General features: G+C 63.1%; 15 protein-coding genes. 8 read left to right on the top strand and 7 right to left on the bottom strand.

The features are described 5' to 3' along the window. The first annotated feature begins 39 nt into the window (after positions 1–39). The 3 genes from Q8O96_RS23875 to Q8O96_RS23865 are packed head-to-tail and all read left to right on the top strand — an operon-like array spanning position 40 to position 4,423. Entirely contained in the window at positions 40–1,644 is a 1,605-nt protein-coding gene (locus Q8O96_RS23875) for a carboxyl transferase domain-containing protein (protein WP_115580507.1), read from the top strand. A gap of 17 nt (positions 1,645–1,661) precedes the next feature. After that, positions 1,662–2,477: a gamma-carboxygeranoyl-CoA hydratase gene (locus Q8O96_RS23870; RefSeq protein WP_115580508.1), complete on the top strand. Its 816-nt coding sequence runs from the start codon at positions 1,662–1,664 to the stop codon at positions 2,475–2,477. Beyond that, positions 2,477–4,423, top strand: a complete 1,947-nt coding sequence (locus tag Q8O96_RS23865) for an acetyl/propionyl/methylcrotonyl-CoA carboxylase subunit alpha (RefSeq protein WP_305949526.1) — start codon at positions 2,477–2,479, stop codon at positions 4,421–4,423. Before Q8O96_RS23870 ends, Q8O96_RS23865 begins: the two co-directional genes overlap by 1 nt. Before the next feature lie 54 nt (positions 4,424–4,477). Here Q8O96_RS23865 and Q8O96_RS23860 read toward each other — a convergent pair whose 3' ends face one another. After that, positions 4,478–5,143: a LexA family transcriptional regulator gene (locus tag Q8O96_RS23860; RefSeq protein WP_102881807.1), complete on the bottom strand. Its 666-nt coding sequence runs from the start codon at positions 5,141–5,143 to the stop codon at positions 4,478–4,480. A gap of 133 nt (positions 5,144–5,276) precedes the next feature. On the opposite strand from Q8O96_RS23860, the gene Q8O96_RS23855 reads away from it, so the two are divergent. Next, the gene (locus Q8O96_RS23855; protein ID WP_102864688.1) at positions 5,277–5,624 is read left to right on the top strand and encodes a DUF6124 family protein; all 348 of its coding nucleotides are present in this window, start codon (positions 5,277–5,279) and stop codon (positions 5,622–5,624) included. 472 nt (positions 5,625–6,096) lie between these two features. Then, a complete protein-coding gene (locus tag Q8O96_RS23850; protein WP_305949525.1) occupies positions 6,097–7,251 on the top strand; it encodes a M14-type cytosolic carboxypeptidase in 1,155 nt (384 codons plus the stop codon). A gap of 36 nt (positions 7,252–7,287) precedes the next feature. Here Q8O96_RS23850 and Q8O96_RS23845 read toward each other — a convergent pair whose 3' ends face one another. Continuing rightward, on the bottom strand, positions 7,288–7,743 hold the full coding sequence (locus Q8O96_RS23845) for a helix-turn-helix domain-containing protein (protein WP_102864686.1): 456 nt from the start codon (positions 7,741–7,743) through the stop codon (positions 7,288–7,290). A 103-nt stretch (positions 7,744–7,846) separates the two neighbouring features. Here Q8O96_RS23845 and Q8O96_RS23840 point away from each other — a divergent pair, with 103 nt between their 5' ends. Further along, positions 7,847–9,067 carry an MFS transporter gene (locus Q8O96_RS23840; protein WP_305949524.1) on the top strand — a complete coding sequence of 407 codons (1,221 nt, stop codon included), beginning with the start codon at positions 7,847–7,849 and terminating at the stop codon, positions 9,065–9,067. 29 nt (positions 9,068–9,096) lie between these two features. On the opposite strand, the gene Q8O96_RS23835 is transcribed toward Q8O96_RS23840, so the two are convergent. Together Q8O96_RS23835 and Q8O96_RS23830 are read right to left on the bottom strand one after the other, a co-directional pair. Further along, positions 9,097–9,636 carry a cytochrome b gene (locus Q8O96_RS23835; protein ID WP_102864684.1) on the bottom strand — a complete coding sequence of 180 codons (540 nt, stop codon included), beginning with the start codon at positions 9,634–9,636 and terminating at the stop codon, positions 9,097–9,099. Next, entirely contained in the window at positions 9,633–10,718 is a 1,086-nt protein-coding gene (locus Q8O96_RS23830; RefSeq protein WP_115580512.1) for a catalase family peroxidase, read from the bottom strand. Before Q8O96_RS23830 ends, Q8O96_RS23835 begins: the two co-directional genes overlap by 4 nt. Before the next feature lie 168 nt (positions 10,719–10,886). Here Q8O96_RS23830 and Q8O96_RS23825 point away from each other — a divergent pair, with 168 nt between their 5' ends. Then, positions 10,887–11,393 carry an RNA polymerase sigma factor gene (locus Q8O96_RS23825; RefSeq protein WP_305949523.1) on the top strand — a complete coding sequence of 169 codons (507 nt, stop codon included), beginning with the start codon at positions 10,887–10,889 and terminating at the stop codon, positions 11,391–11,393. Further along, positions 11,390–12,115, top strand: a complete 726-nt coding sequence (locus Q8O96_RS23820; protein WP_207166238.1) for an anti-sigma factor — start codon at positions 11,390–11,392, stop codon at positions 12,113–12,115. The genes Q8O96_RS23825 and Q8O96_RS23820 overlap by 4 nt, the downstream gene beginning before the upstream one ends. A gap of 4 nt (positions 12,116–12,119) precedes the next feature. Here the strand turns inward: Q8O96_RS23820 and Q8O96_RS23815 are convergent, their stop codons facing one another. The 3 genes from Q8O96_RS23815 to Q8O96_RS23805 form a co-directional block, all read right to left on the bottom strand. Then, positions 12,120–13,109 carry a spore coat U domain-containing protein gene (locus Q8O96_RS23815; protein ID WP_115580514.1) on the bottom strand — a complete coding sequence of 330 codons (990 nt, stop codon included), beginning with the start codon at positions 13,107–13,109 and terminating at the stop codon, positions 12,120–12,122. A 32-nt stretch (positions 13,110–13,141) separates the two neighbouring features. Then, positions 13,142–15,499, bottom strand: a complete 2,358-nt coding sequence (locus Q8O96_RS23810) for a fimbria/pilus outer membrane usher protein (protein ID WP_250330051.1) — start codon at positions 15,497–15,499, stop codon at positions 13,142–13,144. Between the two features lie 118 nt (positions 15,500–15,617). Next, complete coding sequence (locus Q8O96_RS23805) at positions 15,618–16,409, bottom strand: molecular chaperone (protein WP_102864678.1); 792 nt, start codon at positions 16,407–16,409, stop codon at positions 15,618–15,620. Positions 16,410–16,446 lie beyond the last annotated feature (37 nt).

Raw genomic sequence — 16,446 nt, 5'->3', positions numbered from 1 at the left:
GCTTGAAGCGTGTCGCTTGAAGCTGCCGTAGGCCCTCCCATGATTCTGAAGTCTCAGCTCAACCCGAAATCCCCCGAGTTCGCGCAGAACGCGGCCAGCATGCTGGCCCAAGTCGACGCCCTGCATACCCTGCTCGCCCAGGTCCAGCAAGGCGGTGGTGCCAAGGCCCAGGAGCGCCACACTTCCCGGGGCAAACTGCTGCCGCGCGAGCGTATCAACCGCCTGCTCGACCCTGGCTCGCCGTTTCTTGAAGTCAGCCCCCTGGCCGCCTACGAGGTCTATGGCGAAGACGTGCCCGCCGCCGGCGTGATTGCCGGCATCGGTCGGGTAGAAGGCATCGAATGCATGATCGTGGCCAACGACGCCACGGTGAAAGGCGGCTCCTACTACCCGCTGACGGTAAAGAAACACCTGCGGGCCCAGACCATCGCCCAACAGAACCGCCTGCCCTGCATCTACCTGGTGGACTCCGGCGGCGCCAACCTGCCACGCCAGGACGAAGTATTCCCGGACCGCGAGCACTTCGGCCGGATCTTCTTCAACCAGGCCAACATGAGCGCCCAGGGCATTCCGCAGATCGCCGTGGTCATGGGTTCCTGCACCGCCGGCGGCGCCTACGTGCCGGCCATGGCCGACGAAGCCATCATGGTTCGTGAACAGGCCACCATCTTCCTCGCCGGCCCGCCCCTGGTAAAAGCTGCCACCGGCGAGGTGGTGAGTGCCGAAGAGTTGGGCGGCGCCGACGTGCACTGCAAGATTTCCGGGGTTGCCGACCACTACGCCGACAGCGATGAACACGCCCTGGCCCTGGCCCGGCGCAGCGTGGCCAACCTCAACTGGCACAAGCAGGGCCAGTTGCAGCAACGCACCCCGCTCGCTCCGCTGTATGCCCGTGAAGAGCTTTACGGCGTGGTGCCGGCCGATCCCAAGCAGCCCTTCGATGTGCGCGAAGTCATCAGCAGGCTGGTGGACGGCTCGTTGTTCGATGAATTCAAGGCCCTGTTCGGCACCACCCTGGTCTGCGGTTTCGCTCACCTGCATGGCTACCCTATCGCCATCCTCGCCAACAACGGCATCCTCTTCGCCGAAGCCGCGCAAAAAGGCGCGCACTTCATCGAACTGGCCTGCCAGCGCGGGATTCCCCTGCTATTTCTGCAGAACATCACCGGCTTCATGGTGGGCCAGAAATACGAGGCTGGCGGCATCGCCAAGCACGGCGCCAAGCTGGTCACCGCGGTGGCCTGTGCCAAGGTGCCGAAATTTACCGTGATCATCGGCGGCAGCTTCGGGGCCGGTAACTACGGCATGTGCGGTCGCGCCTACGATCCACGCTTTCTGTGGATGTGGCCCAACGCGCGGATTGGCGTGATGGGGGCCGAACAGGCGGCCGGGGTGCTGGTCCAGGTCAAGCGCGAGCAGGCGGAACGCGGCGGACACCCTTTCGATGCCGCCCAGGAAGCCGAGATCAAACAGCCGATCCTCGATCAATACGAGCACCAGGGGCACCCTTACTACTCCAGCGCCCGGCTATGGGACGACGGCGTCATCGACCCGGCACAGACCCGTGACGTCCTGGCCCTGGCCCTGTCTGCGGCCCTTAATGCACCCATCGAACAGAGCCGCTTCGGCGTGTTCCGCATGTAATCCTGCGCGAGAAGAACATGAGCGACTTCAATACCCTGGAACTGCTGCGTGACCCTCGTGGCTTCGCCACCCTGTGGCTCAGCCGCGAAACCAAGAACAACGCCTTCAACGCCGAGATGATCCGCGAGCTGATCCTGGCCCTGGATCAGGTGCAGAGCGACCCGAGCCTGCGCTTCCTGCTGCTGCGCGGACGCGGCAAGCACTTCAGTGCCGGCGCCGACCTGGCCTGGATGCAGCAGTCCGCCGAACTCGACTACCAGACCAACCTCGACGACGCCCGGGAACTGGCGGAGTTGATGTACAACCTGGCCAAACTGAAGATCCCGACCCTGGCCGTGGTGCAAGGCGCAGCGTTTGGTGGCGCCCTGGGCCTGATCAGTTGCTGCGACATGGCAATCGGTACCGACGATGCGCAGTTCTGCTTGTCGGAAGTCCGCATTGGCCTGGCGCCAGCGGTCATCAGTCCCTTTGTGGTCCAGGCCATTGGCGAGCGCGCCGCCCGACGTTACGCCCTCACCGCCGAGCGCTTTGGCGGCCAACGGGCACGGGAAATCGGCTTGCTGGCGGAGAGTTACCCGGCTGCCGAGCTGGAACAGCAAGTCACCCAATGGATCGACAATCTGCTGCTCAACAGCCCCCAAGCCATGCGTGCCAGCAAGGACCTGCTGCGAGAAGTGGGCAATGGCGCCCTCACCACAGCCCTGCGTCGCTACTGCGAAAATGCCATCGCGCGGATTCGGGTCAGCGCCGAAGGCCAGGAAGGCCTGCGGGCCTTCCTGGAAAAACGCCCGCCCAGTTGGCAGTCCGAGCCCACGACCAAGGAGTCCCGCTGATGAGCGCCCCCGTTCTAGACACTTTACTGGTGGCCAACCGTGGCGAGATCGCCTGCCGCGTGATGCGCACCGCCAAGGCCTTGGGCCTGACCACCGTGGCCGTGCACAGCGCCACCGACCGCAATGCCCGGCACAGCCGCGAGGCAGATATCCGCGTCGACCTGGGGGGCAGCAAGGCCGCCGACAGTTACTTGCAGATCGACAAGCTGATCGCTGCGGCCAAGGCCAGCGGCGCCCAGGCCATCCACCCCGGTTACGGCTTTCTCTCGGAAAACGCCGGTTTTGCCCGAGCCATCGAAGCGGCGGGCCTGATCTTTCTCGGCCCGCCCGCCTCGGCCATTGACGCCATGGGCAGCAAGTCGGCGGCCAAGGCACTGATGGAAACCGCCGGCGTACCTCTGGTGCCGGGTTATCACGGCGAAGCCCAGGACCTGGAAACCTTCCGCAGTGCCGCCGAGCGCATCGGCTACCCGGTGCTGCTCAAGGCCACCGCTGGCGGCGGCGGCAAGGGCATGAAAGTGGTCGAGGACGTCAGCCAGTTGGCCGAAGCCCTGGCCTCGGCCCAGCGTGAGGCCCAATCATCCTTTGGCGATTCGCGGATGCTGGTGGAAAAGTACCTGCTCAAGCCCCGCCACGTGGAGATCCAGGTGTTCGCCGACAAACACGGCAACTGCCTGTACCTCAATGAGCGCGACTGCTCGATCCAGCGGCGTCACCAGAAAGTGGTCGAAGAAGCCCCCGCTCCCGGCCTCAGCCCCGAGTTGCGCAAGGCCATGGGCGAAGCCGCCGTGCGCGCGGCCCAGGCCATCGGCTACGTCGGCGCCGGCACCGTGGAGTTTCTCCTGGATGCTCGCGGCGAATTCTTCTTCATGGAAATGAATACCCGGCTGCAGGTGGAACACCCGGTTACCGAAGCCATTACCGGCCTCGATCTGGTGGCCTGGCAAATACGCGTGGCCCAGGGTGAAGCCCTGCCCATCAGCCAGGAACAGGTCCCGCTGCTGGGGCACGCCATTGAAGTGCGCTTGTATGCCGAAGACCCGGGCAACGACTTCCTTCCCGCGACCGGGCGCCTGGAGTTGTATCGCGAATCCGCCGCTGGCCCGGGCCGTCGGGTCGACAGCGGGGTCGAGGAAGGCGATAGCGTGTCGCCCTTCTACGATCCGATGCTGGGCAAGCTGATCGCCTGGGGCGAAACCCGCGAGCAGGCTCGTCTGCGCCTGTTAAGCATGCTGGACGAGTTCGCCATCGGTGGCCTGAAAACCAACCTGGCGTTCCTGCGGCGCATCATTGCCCATCCAGCGTTCGCCGAGGCGCAACTGGATACCGGATTTATCCCACGCTATCAGGAACAATTACTGCCAGCGCCCTGCGAACTCGGCGCGGACTTCTGGCAAGCGGCCGCACAGGCATTCACACAAAGCCAGCCGGAACGGGTGCGTAGCGACGACCTGCAGTCCCCATGGTCGGCAGTCAATGGCTGGCGCAGCGCGTTACCGGCCCAGACCAGCCTGCACCTGAGCTGTGCCGGACAGGATCAGGCCATCAGCCTGGGCGCTCGCTCGCCAGCCTTCCAGTTGCAAGGTGAACACCTGTGGGTAGAGCAACAGGGGTTGCGTCGTGAACATCGCGCCATTCGCCGTGGTGACACTCTGTACCTGCACTGGCAGGGCGAGATGCACAGCGTCACGGCTTACGATCCGATTGCTGCAGCCGATGCCAGTCACAGTCACCAGGGCGGACTTACTGCGCCCATGAACGGCAGCATCGTGCGGGTGCTGGTCAGCGCCGGGCAAAGCGTCGAAGCCGGCGCGCAACTGGTGGTGCTGGAGGCGATGAAGATGGAACACAGCATCCGCGCGCCCCAGGCAGGTGTCATCAAGGCACTGTATTGCCAGGAAGGCGAAATGGTTAGTGAAGGCAGTGCGTTGGTAGAGTTGGAGTAAACCCACTAATAAGAAAGCCCCTTCCTAGCTGTAGGAAGGGGCCTTTCAAGCAAGTTAAAACTTCGCAGTAGCTTGTACGACTACACCAATAACCCGGCACTCGTCGCTGTAGAGCATCTTCGGATAGGTGGGATTGAGGGGAACCAGATAATGCTGACTGCCCTCTTTCACCCACTTACGAAAGATCGCCTCGGCATTACCGGGACACTGTACGACCACCAACTTCCCAGGTTCGGCGGTAATAGCCGGGTCCACCAGAATCAGCATGTCCTGACTGATGCTCAAGCCGCTGGGCGCAATCATTGCGTCACCGACTACCACCAGCCAAAACGCCGCGCCTTGAGCCTGATAATCGGAAAGCTCATAGCGCTCCGGTACATAGGCTGACTTGCCATCTTCACGAACTTCCCCAGCAGCTCGCCAATCGCTCACCGGATAACGGAAGTACGGATTGTACTTGTGCAACAGTGAAGGCTCGTTCACCAGGGGTTCGCCATCGTCACCGAGCATGGGTTTCTCGCGGACCACCAGGGCAACTTCCAGAAAGCCCATGCCGATCTCTTCAAGCACCCGATTCATGTCTTCGATCTTTGGCTGACGGCGTTTGCTCAACCAATGACCGATACCACCCTGAGACATGCCCAGACGCTCGGCGAGTTTTTCCTGTGTGACCTTGCGGCCTTTCATGTTGGCTTTGACCAACTCGATCCATTTGTCCATGGACTGAACAATACGTTGTGTATTTCCGGCCTCAACACACAACTTGTAGTATTTGAAATCTCGTCACAATTACAATACGTATTAATCTAGTTCATACCCCTCTTTCCTTTTCTCAAACAGGACGGAACACTTTATGAACGCAAGCAGCAAGGACGTGCCGGAGCTCGATACAGAGACCACATTGAATTCACTCAAGGGCAGCCACGCAGCACGACGGGCGATGGACTACTACTTGAAGCCCGCGCTGACCGGATCGGACAAGGAAGAGAAGTTTTTCGAGGTCAGGCGCAACCTCAGCAGCGAGGAAGCCATGATCCATGCATCCGATCTGCTGCGCTGTGCAGCAGCCACCGCCTATGACGCGGCCGACAATCTGCGGGGGGCCAAGCGTGACCTGGCTTTTTCCGTGGTGCACATGATCGACCTGGCCAAAGCCCTGGTGGACAAGTCCCTGGAAAGTCAGCGCTTTGAGTCCAGCTGAGGCGCCGGCAAGGAAAAAACAGCGGAAACAGGAGAAATGGAAAAATATTTTCCGAAGGGCAGGGAAAAACATTTGACTTGCAAATGATAATGATTATTATTGCAAGCAACTGGTCGCGAGATCAGTCGATAGCCCAAAGGACCTTAGGTCGGACCTTTGGATTATCTCCTCATCAGGCTAATCACGGTTTTTGACCCGGCTTTTTGCCGGGTCTTTTTTTTGCCAGTTTTCTGGCTTGGCTTCAGGCTAATGAAGACGTGGATGCAGCTAAAATAATGGCGGCGATGATAGCAAAAGAATGTCCTTTTGCAAGATAGCAGCCGTGCTAAATGGCCTGGAAAGACAAAAGTAGCGCTTGAGAATCAATCGCATAGCCACTAAGCTGCTTCTGCGTCAAGGACGACGCCCCCCTTCTATTACCCCCCTCAGTGTGTAGAGTAGCGGTCATAACAATCCTATACAGGGACCGACCATGACCGTGGGTAATCACACTTCGTTTCAAATTACTGCCGACTTCGACAGCGGCAATATCAACGTGCTGGACATCAGCAATCCGCTGCAGGCACTGCTGGCCATCCGCCCGGATACCCAGAGTCCGCACTTCCAGTGGTTTCACTTCAAGGTCAGTGGCCTGCATGTCGGCCAGGAACATTGGTTCCGCCTGACCAACGCCAGCCAGTCCTCCTACAACAAAGCCTGGACCGGCTACCAGGCCGTCGCTTCCTATGACCATGTGAACTGGTTTCGCGTACCGACGATCTTCGAAGGTGACGCCCTGCGTTTCAATCTGGAGGCCACCCAGACTCACGCCTGGTTCGCCTACTTCGAGCCCTACAGTCGCGGGCGCCACGACTGGCTGATCGATCAAGCCCTGAGCAAGGCCGACACCGAACTGCTGGCAGTGGGCAAAAGCGTCGAAGGCCGGGATATCCAGCTTCTGCGCAAGGGCAGCGGCAAGGAAGGACAGCACAAGATCTGGATCATTGCCCAACAGCATCCCGGCGAGCACATGGCCGAATGGTTCATGGAAGGCGTAATCGAACGCCTGCAGCACCGGGATGACCCGGAGCTCAACTCGCTGCTGGCCAAGGCCGATCTGTACCTGGTGCCCAACATGAACCCGGACGGCGCGTTCCACGGCCACCTGCGCACCAACGCCAAGGGCCAGGACCTGAATCGCGCCTGGCAGAACGCCAGCCAGGAACTGAGCCCGGAAGTGCTGTTCGTCCAGCAGCAGATGGAAAAGTACGGCGTCGACCTGTTTCTTGATGTGCACGGCGATGAAGAAATTCCTCACGTCTTCACCGCCGGCTGCGAGGGCAACCCGGGCTACACACCACGCCTGGCGCGACTCGAAGAGCATTTTCGCAGCCACTTGAAGCGCCAGACCCGAGACTTCCAGACTACCCACGGCTACGCCCGGGACAACCCCGGAGAGGCCAACATGACCCTGGCCTGCAATGCCGTCGGGGAGAAATACGACTGCCTGGCGCTGACCCTGGAGATGCCTTTCAAGGACCACGACGATAACCCCAACCCCGTCACCGGCTGGTCCGGCAAGCGCTCCATGCAGCTGGGCAAGGATGTCATGAGCACCCTCGCCGACCTAGTGGACCACCTGCGCTGAACCCGACTGACGACTGCGCGAGCATTTGCGCAGTCGTCACTCATCGGCGCCAGCCGGCACCCGTCGGCAATCCTCCGGCCCCAGCAAGCGCCCATCCGCCGCACGCAGTTCCAGCGCACGTAACGGTTGCCCGGTTTCCCGGTCGACCATTCGCGAATGCGCCTCGCCCTCCTCGTAGAAAAACGCCTCGCCCCATTGGCGCAAGCCGATGATCAGGGGAAACAGCCCCTTGCCCTTTGGCGTCAGCACGTACTCCTGGTAGGCACTGCCATCAGAGGCCGGCACCACTTCAAAAACCCCGTGTTCCACCAGGGTGCGCAAACGTGCGGCAAGAATGTTCTTGGCCATGCCAAGGTTGCGCTGGAACTCGCCAAAGCGACGGATGCCGTCAAAGGCATCCCGCACAATCAGCAACGACCACCAATCACCGATGGCATCCAGTGAGCGGGCCACCGGGCACTCGGCATCTTGCAGGCTGGTGCGTTTAACCATGCTGGGCAGTCTCCGTTCGGGCCACAGAAAAGTGGTTGCAATATAAAACCTCGATCTCTACCGTACAACTGGTTTTATAACGAAACCAGATACGGAGCCCGACATGTCACGCGATCCTTCCCCTCCTGCCCCCTCGATTCTTTCACCACGGGTGGTGCTGCTGTTCGCCATCGCCTGTGGCCTGGCGGTGGGCAACGTTTACTACGCCCAGCCGCTTCTGGACGCCATGGCCCGAACCTTCGAACTGCCGCCGGCCACGGTGGGCATCATCATCACCCTGACCCAGGTGGGCTACGGCCTGGGGCTGCTGTTGCTGGTGCCTTTGGGCGACCTGCTCAACCGCCGGCGACTGATCGTCACCCAGACTCTGCTTTCAGTGCTGGCCTTGCTAATGGTGGCCCTGGCCCCCAACAGCACCTGGCTGCTATTGGGCATGGCCAGTACCGGCCTGCTGGCGGTGGTGACCCAGGTTCTGGTGGCCTATGCCGCGAACCTGGCACCCACAGCCCAGCGTGGACGGGTGGTCGGCATGGTGACCAGCGGCATCGTGGTGGGCATTCTGCTGGCCCGCACCGTGGCCGGAACCATGGCCGATCTGGCCGGCTGGCGTTCGGTCTATCTGTTGTCGGCCGGCTTGACCCTGCTGGTGGCCCTGACCCTGTGGAGAGTGCTGCCCAGAGTTGAACAGCCACCCGCAGTGCAACGCTACGGGCAATTGCTCGGCTCGCTGCTGCAACTGTTCAGGGAAGAAAAAGTGCTGCGCGACCGTGCAGTGCTGGCGATGTTGATCTTCGCCGCGGGCACCGTCTTGTGGACCCCGCTGGTACTGCCTCTGAGCGCCCCGCCGCTGTCGCTGTCTCACACCGAAATCGGCCTGTTCGGCCTGGCCGGGGCCGCCGGCGCCCTGGGCGCGGCACGGGCCGGGCACTGGGCGGATCGCGGCCTGGCACAGTGGACCAGCGGCCTGGCCCTGGCGTTGATGTTGCTGTCCTGGCTGCCCATCGCCTTTACCCAATCGTCCCTGTGGGCACTGCTACTGGGAGTCATCACCTTCGACCTGGGCTTGCAGGCCGTCCACGTCACCAGCCAGAGCCTGATCTACAGCGTGCGCCCGCAAGCCCAGAGCCGCTTGGCCGCCGGTTACATGCTGTTCTACTCCCTGGGCAGCGCCGGCGGCTCGATTGCCGCCACCGCCACCTACGCCTGGGCCGGCTGGATCGGGGTCTGCCTGTTGGGAGCCGCTATCAACAGCCTGGCACTGGTCTATTGGCTGTGGAGCCTGAACCCCGGGAAAGCTCGGACCGAGGCTCGCTGTGCCATTTGAACGACACAGCAGGCTTGCTCAAGGGGGACTCAAACCCGCCCCCGCAGCATGCTCTGCAATACCCCGTCTCGGCGGACCCAGCCATGGAACAGTGCCGCCGCCAGATGCAGCAACACCGTCAGGAACAGCAGATAAGCCAGGTAGCCATGGGCCTTGCGCAACAGAGCGAACACCTGGGCATTGGCCGGCAGGATCGCCGGCAACTGCAACGAACCGCTCAGCATCACCGGGTCCCCGGCCGCCGAAATCATGGCCCAGCCCAGTACCGGCAAGCCCAGCATCAGGGCGTACAGCAGCACATGGGAGGCTTTGGCCGCCAACACCTGCCAGCCCGGCAAGTCTGCCGGCAGCGGCGGTTGTCGAGTGGAAAAACGCACAAACAGGCGCACCGCCGCCAACAGCAGAATGGCGATGCCCAACGGCTTGTGCAGGTGGATCAGCCACTCATGACGGGCGGACACCGAGGTCACCATGCCGGCACCGATAAACAGCATGGCAATGATCATCAGCGCCATCAGCCAGTGCAGCAGGCGCGCCAGCGGGGCGAAGTGTTGAGGGTGGCTATTCATGGACGCGGTTCCTGGGCGGAGGGCAATTGACTGACTTCGCTGGTGCGACGCAGGTAGGAACTGGCGTAGGCAGCAGAGCGTGCTGCCAGCAGGGGATCATCGGAGGCCTGGATGCCATTGGGCAGAATCAGCGGGTCGTAATTGATGTCCCGGCACTGGCCACTGTTCTGCGGCTGGGTGCCTTGCAGCACCAGGGTCCCGGCATTGATCACCGGACGCTCTGCGGGCCAGGCCTTGCTGGCGTCATGGGTAGGGTCATCGGGCGCCGCCAGGGTGATCTGCAAACGCCAGCGCAACGGCCCTTGAGCCAGGCGCTGCGTCAGGTCTTGTTCCAGGTAGTCCGCGCCTTGCGGAGCACTGCCCGGGGCTGGCGCCTCACCGGTCTCGGGGACCACGCCCCAGCGCACCGCCTGGCGCTTGCCGCTGCCATCCACCAGGTAGAACGCGTTGATCCCGTTGTAGCTTTCACTGGCGTAGCTGGCTGAAGGCTTGGCGCTCTTGACCCATTGCAGAAAGGGCCCAGCCTCCGGGTGAGCGGCAAAGAACGCCGGCACCCTGGTCGGGTCCGGCTTGCCCGTGGCCGGATCAGGGGAACTGGCCTGCTGCAGTTGATAGAACGCCTCGGGAGTGCCCACCGGAAACACCGGCATGCTGTTCATTCCCGTGCGCCACTGCTGGCCGTTGGCCTGGAGGAAACGCAACGCCAGGCTGCGGATCGGCACGCTGCTGTCCGGCGCATAGGGGTTGCCGCTGGGCAGGGCAAAACGCCCCACCACCGGCGTTTGCGCCTCGCTGAACACCTGTGCCGTGGAGTAGGCCCGGGCCTCGCCACTGCTCTGGAAGTAACCGATGACACACACGCCCTTGGCGTGGTTGCGGCGAAACCCCGGATGCACGCCGTTATTGGTCTCCAGCACATCCACCAGGGCCTTGGGAGTCAGGCGTTGCGGGTCGAAGTTGCCGTGGACGTAGGCCAGCGCCGCGGCAGCGGCGGCCACCACCCAGGCAATGGCCCCCAGGCGCAAGGTCAGGCTGACAGCACTCAAGGGCGGACGATCGGGTGGCGAGGATGGGGCAACCATGGACATCTCCAGTACGCGGGGCCGCAAGGGACCAGGACCTGTCAGACGCAGCCCGGTGCCGGTTATTCCACAGCCCGATATTTATTTGCGCGTCTGTGGAATAACCTGCGAGGCAGCGCGTCTTCCTAGTCCCAAGCCTAGTGACTGGCCCAGCACCTGCAGGACTTCATGAACGATTTCGACGAACAGCTACGCCTGCTGCTCCCCCGCCTCAGGCGCTTTGCCCTGTCCCTGACGCGCCAGCCCAGCAGCGCCGACGATCTGGTGCAGTCCTGCCTGGAGCGCGCCTTGTCGAGTCGGGCCCATAAACGCCCCGAAGGCGATCTGCGAGCCTGGCTGTTTTCCATCCTCTACCGGCAGTTTCTTGATGCCCACCGACGCTCCCGGCGTTACGCACGCATGCTCGAATTCTTTACCGGCCGTGACGACGCCCAGCCTTCGGTGGAGCGCACCGTAGTCGCCCAGTCGACCCTGGCCGCTTTCGACCGCCTGAACGCCGAGCAACGCGTCCTGCTGCTCTGGGTCTCGGTGGAGGGCTTGAGCTACAAGGAAGTGGCAGAGATCCTCCAGGTCCCCGTCGGCACCGTGATGTCGCGCCTGTCCAGGGCCCGCCAGGCGCTGCGCCAACTCAGCGACGGCGAAATCAGCAGCCCCTCTCTACGGATACTCAAATGATCAGCCTGCCCCCCAGCGACAGCGACCTGCACGCCTACGTCGATCACCAGCTCAGCGAAGCGGACCGCCGGGTGCTGGACAGTTACCTGGCCAACCATCCGCAGACGGCAGCTCAGGTCCAGGCCTGGCAGCAGGATGCCCAGCACCTGCGGGCCGCCCTCGGTGGCGCCCTGCTGCAAGCGCCCAACCCGGCGCTGGAGCCGACGCTGATCCGTACGCGCCACCAGCAGCGGGGCTTGCGGCGCTTGGCCAGTGCCGCGGCACTGCTGGTGGCGGTCGGGGTTGGCGGTCTGAGCGGCTGGCAGGCCCGGGAGCTGACCCTGGCCGGCAACAGCGTGCTGCCGATGACCGATGCCCTCCAGGCGTATCGCCTGTTCGCCGAGCAAGGCATCCTGCCGGCGGACTTCAAGGTCCAGGACAACGGTGCCATGCAAGCCTGGCTGGATCGCTACTTCACCCAGGCCAGCCCGCTGCCGGACCTGCACGACGCTGGCTTCAAAGCGGTCAGCGGGCGCCTGCTCAGTACCGAACAAGGGCCGGCGGCAATGGTTCTGTACCAGGATCGCGAGGGGCGCAAAGTCAGCTTCTACATCCGCCCGCCAGGACCGCAGAACACCCTGCTACCCCGTGGTAGCCGCCGTGACGGCCCGTTGCAGGCACAGTACTGGTCCGGCGGGGGCTACAACTACGCCATGGTCGGCCCGGTGGAAATACCCTTGTAGGCCTTCAGAACCCCACGTCCAGCACCACGTTGTCGATGTAGGTGCCCGCGGGCGGCGTGTTCTGGTCGGTGTAGATCCTGGCGTTGTAGTTGAAGATCTGGCTGCCGGTACCCAGGCCATTGCCCGGGTTCACTTCGGCATCGGTGCTGGAGCGTCGGGCACTGCCAACGCTGCCCCAACGGGTGTTGCCGGCACTTTTGAAAATGTCGTAGGCCAGGTAGTTGCTGCCGGAAATCATCCGCCGTCGCCCTCCCGCGCTCACGGGTTGCTGGCCGTCGCTCAAGCCCACGGTATAGGCACTGCCCTTGGTGCAGGACAGGTTGATGGTCTGCCCGGTGACCGTGGCGAAGGCACTGACCACCGGCGCGCTGCCGAAACTGATGTTCGGCGCGGTGATCACGCAATCGTTGGACACCGTCATGTTCACCGTGAGCGCCTGGGTGCCGCTGCCGATGTCCCGTCCCAGGCAGACCCCCAGTGCGCCGATCCCGGCGCAATAGTTCCAGCTCCAGAAGATGCTCAGGTTCTCGGTGTAGACACCTGCCGCTACGTTGCTGCCGGTGATGGTCCCCATGTAGATGGGCACGGTCTTGGCCACGGTGGGGCTGCCCAGCAAGCCCAGGAGGTCGATGATCGAGTTGCGCGCGAAGTCGAACTGCACGCCCCGAGTGATCGGATAGCTGGTGCTGTTGTTGGCGTACAGGGTGTAGCCGATGACATCGCCCGTGGGGCCGACCATGCCGCTGGTGCTGGACGTGATGGTGGCGTAGAAGTGGTCGTTGCTGGCCAGCAGGCTCAACAGCGAGCCAGTGCAGCTCAAGCCCGCATTGGTGGTGGAAGCCGGCTGCGAAGTGGTACGCACCAGGATCGAGCTGACAGTGCCGAACCCCGCCGGTGCGGTGCTGACGGCGTTGCACAGCGCCTGGGCCTGCAGCGTCAGCAGACTCGCCAGCAGCCCCACTATTGCCTGTCGCCATCCCTTGAACCTGTCCACCCTCAGCACTCCCTTGCCTCGTGACGCCACAACTACTGGCAGACCAGCGGGCCGATCAACGGCACCTGCTGCTGTTGCAGATCCATGTCGAACTGCGCACGGCAGCTCTGGCCATCAGCCAGGCCGACTTGCAGGCTGTTGTGTTGCGAAAGATTCTCCAGATACACCAGCCCATCCCAGCCGACCACCGCCCGAGCCCCACTCTGCTCATGGGTCACGGTGCTGCCCAGGGGCAGTTCCCGTTGCTGGGCGTCCACCAGCACCACGCTGGCGGCGATGATCCGGGTCAGTGGAAACTCCAGCAAATAGCCGCTGCCACGACGCACCGCCACTCGCTGCTCCACATTCGGCGTCTGGACGTTGGCCGGCAGGTTCAACGGATCGATCTCGTACTTGCCCCGGTAATAGGCACTGCTCCAGGGCACCAGCAAGTGTCCGCTCTTGTCGGTCTGCCCCACCAACTGGTTTTCATAGCGCACCGGGATGTCCTGGTAACCATCGGTGCTGACCACCACGAAGGCATCGTCGATCTGGTTGGCAGCGAACACCTGGCGGTCCATCCACACCAGCGAGCCACTGGCATCGGCCCAGCGGGTCTCGGCATCGCGGGTGCCATAGACCCCCGCCTGCAGGCGCACCGACTGCAGGCGCCAGGTGACATCCGCCTGGCGATAGTCGGCGCCGCTGCCCGTGGCATAACCCAGGTTGTAGCCAACCCCGCCCTCCAGGGGCACCGAACGACTGAAATTGACCCGCTGGCGGTTTTCCCCCGTCTTGCTGCGTTCGTTGCTCAGGCTCAGGCTGCCGTGCAAGTCGAAGGGAATCACCAGCTGCGCCTGCATCGCCCACTGGCTGTCGCCGATCTCCCGGTTGGCCGACAGGTAGAAGCTGCTGTTGTGCCACAGCGGCTTGCTCCAGGTCAGGTTCAACAACCGAGTGCGGCTCGAGTCAGCGGCCCGCACATCGAAGTAGCCGGCCCCCAGGCTGCCGTAGCGATCCAGGTTGAGGCTCAGGGTCAGTTGCTCGCTGCGCTGGCTGAGGCTGATGTAGGGGCTGTCGACCACCGTCAGGTCGGCATACTGGTCACGACGTTGCATGCGCTGGTACGCCAGGCTGAAACGCTGGTTGTTGTACTGGTAGCCGAAGCTGAACTGCTGACCGCCGCTGCCGTCAAAACGGCTCTGGCTGAGCGCCGTGTTGAGCACGCCGAAGTTGCCCAGGCGCATATTGCCGCCCACCCCGCCCAGCGTCAGGGAGTCCGAGGCCTCGGCATGCGCTTCCAGGGTCAGGCTGTCGCTCAGGCCATGGCGCAGGCTGCCGGAGGTGGCACCCGGGCCGTAGCCAAAATCACGCAGGGTGTAGTCTCGACGCAGGTTCCCTGCGGCCACCGAGAAATCCGTCAGCCCCTTCTGCAGCAGGCTGCTGGTAACGTAGAACGGCACCGTGGTCGACACTTGCCGCCCCAGGGCGTCCGTGGTCACCACCACCGCCTCCCCAGCCCCGTTGATAAAGGGAATGTTGGTCAGGGTGTAAGGCCCCGGTTGCACCTCGCTGCTGCTGGACTTGTAGCCATTGATGAACAGGTCCAGGGAGGATGGCACCGCCGCTTCACCGGCAAACTGCGGCAAGGGATAGGTCACCAGGTCCGGGCGCACGGCGAAATCCCGAGACAGCTGGACCCCACCCAGACGCACCGAACTGCTCCAGGGCAAGGCGCTGCTCACCACGTCACCCGCCTCATAGGTCAGCAGGCGTTCTTCATCGGAAAAACGCCAGGTGGTGTCATAACGCCGATACCCATTGTTCAACGAGCTGCTGGCAACGCCAGACAAGGTCCGCCGGTACTGCCCGGTATTGGACAAGGTGCCCCAGGTGTCGAACAGCCGCACTTCATTCCAGGCCGCCAGGTAGGTGCCGCCTTCATCGGTGTCATTGAGGTACAGATCGTAGTTGAGCAGCGCGCCGAAGCTGCTCAGGGCCGGTGTCCTTGGATAGGCCTGGCGACTGCCGATGAACTGCTCCGGCAGCCAATCCGGCGGCACATCAATCAGCAGGCGCTGGCCCTGACTGTCGTAGTCGCTGTGCAGGCCCGGCAGGCTGTCCAGATCGACTTCGCTGCCCAGCCCCTCCGGCAGCTTGATGCCGGTTTCCCGCAGCGTCTGCACCGGCATGAACAATCGTCCGGCACGCTGCTCCACCGCCACCACCTTCCCTGTGTTCATCTGATTGATCACCAGTTCCAGAAACAACTGCGCATCGGCCAGCGACTCCAGGCTGCTGGGCGGTGGCGGCAGCTCGCCAGCTTGGCAAAAAGGCGCCAGCATCAGACCGCACAGGCCAGCCATCAGTCCTTTCCAGCAGCGCAAACAACGAGCAGCGTCCTGGCTCATGGCGGGTTCAAGTCCATTTATGGACATCTCCATCCCAAGGCGGATGCGTCACCGCGCTCGCATCCGTCCGTACCTCTTCCGAGCGCCACCTGGCAGGCGCTTGCATGACTGCAGTGGATCAGTGCGCAGGCGCCAGACTCTGCACCTGCGGCGCGCCATTGACCCGCAGTTGCAGGGTCGAATCCATTGTCAGGGGGGCCGTCACCGGCCAGCGCATGACCGCCCCGGGCAGCACGTAACCGAGCAAGCCCGGCGCCAGCGGCCGGGTCTGCCCGCCCTGCTTGAACGCCACATCGGTCAGGCGTGCGTGCACGGCCCCCTGGTTACGCAGCTCGAAAAACGTCTGGCCGTCCACCGCCACTTTGCGCCAGCTCAGGTCCGGTACACCGGCGCCCTTGGGATCGCGAGGGCGGGAAGTGTCTTCCTTGCTCCAGAGCCCGGCGCCATAGGCGAACAACGGCACCGAGTAACGCATCTGGAAACGGATCGCCGCCGCACTCTTGGCCCCCTCTTCCGGGGTGATGGGCTTGGCCGAAGGAATCTCGTCGATGATGATCCGGTACGCCAGCTCCTGCCCCGGCGGCACCTCACGGGTTCGGGTCAGGCGCACCAGTTGCTTCTGCCCGGGTTCGATCTTCGCCACCGGCGGGCTGCCGATGACGTCGCGCTGGTTCTGGTACTGGTCGGCAAAACCGCTCTGGCTCCAGGCAAACACCCGGATCTGCAGGTTGGCGGTTTCAGTACCGCGGTTTTCCAGCCACAGTGCACTGGCTTGCTGATCCGCCTCCAGAACCGGATCGATCGGCCAGATCAGCACCGAGCTGGCGGCCTGGACCCTGGGCACGCCGGACAACACTCCGGCCAGTATCAGGTAACCGGTGGCCCAAAGGCCCCGCAAAGGTAAATGCATACTGCTACTCCTTGTCCGCCTGCCGACTGGTTGTCGA

The organism is Pseudomonas sp. LPH60 (assembly GCF_030718165.1).
Classification (GTDB): domain Bacteria; phylum Pseudomonadota; class Gammaproteobacteria; order Pseudomonadales; family Pseudomonadaceae; genus Aquipseudomonas; species Aquipseudomonas danubii.
This window is presented reverse-complemented; position numbering and strand designations above follow the sequence as displayed.

Bases quoted from the DNA above. Each gene is read 5' to 3' on its own strand.
- Q8O96_RS23875 (WP_115580507.1), top strand. From the start codon at position 40: ATGATTCTGAAGTCTCAGCTCAACCCGAAATCCCCCGAGTTCGCGCAG.
- Q8O96_RS23870 (WP_115580508.1), top strand. From the start codon at position 1,662: ATGAGCGACTTCAATACCCTGGAACTGCTGCGTGACCCTCGTGGCTTC.
- Q8O96_RS23865 (WP_305949526.1), top strand. From the start codon at position 2,477: ATGAGCGCCCCCGTTCTAGACACTTTACTGGTGGCCAACCGTGGCGAG.
- Q8O96_RS23860 (WP_102881807.1), bottom strand. From the start codon at position 5,143: ATGGACAAATGGATCGAGTTGGTCAAAGCCAACATGAAAGGCCGCAAG.
- Q8O96_RS23855 (WP_102864688.1), top strand. From the start codon at position 5,277: ATGAACGCAAGCAGCAAGGACGTGCCGGAGCTCGATACAGAGACCACA.
- Q8O96_RS23850 (WP_305949525.1), top strand. From the start codon at position 6,097: ATGACCGTGGGTAATCACACTTCGTTTCAAATTACTGCCGACTTCGAC.
- Q8O96_RS23845 (WP_102864686.1), bottom strand. From the start codon at position 7,743: ATGGTTAAACGCACCAGCCTGCAAGATGCCGAGTGCCCGGTGGCCCGC.
- Q8O96_RS23840 (WP_305949524.1), top strand. From the start codon at position 7,847: ATGTCACGCGATCCTTCCCCTCCTGCCCCCTCGATTCTTTCACCACGG.
- Q8O96_RS23835 (WP_102864684.1), bottom strand. From the start codon at position 9,636: ATGAATAGCCACCCTCAACACTTCGCCCCGCTGGCGCGCCTGCTGCAC.
- Q8O96_RS23830 (WP_115580512.1), bottom strand. From the start codon at position 10,718: ATGGTTGCCCCATCCTCGCCACCCGATCGTCCGCCCTTGAGTGCTGTC.
- Q8O96_RS23825 (WP_305949523.1), top strand. From the start codon at position 10,887: ATGAACGATTTCGACGAACAGCTACGCCTGCTGCTCCCCCGCCTCAGG.
- Q8O96_RS23820 (WP_207166238.1), top strand. From the start codon at position 11,390: ATGATCAGCCTGCCCCCCAGCGACAGCGACCTGCACGCCTACGTCGAT.
- Q8O96_RS23810 (WP_250330051.1), bottom strand. From the start codon at position 15,499: ATGAGCCAGGACGCTGCTCGTTGTTTGCGCTGCTGGAAAGGACTGATG.
- Q8O96_RS23805 (WP_102864678.1), bottom strand. From the start codon at position 16,409: ATGCATTTACCTTTGCGGGGCCTTTGGGCCACCGGTTACCTGATACTG.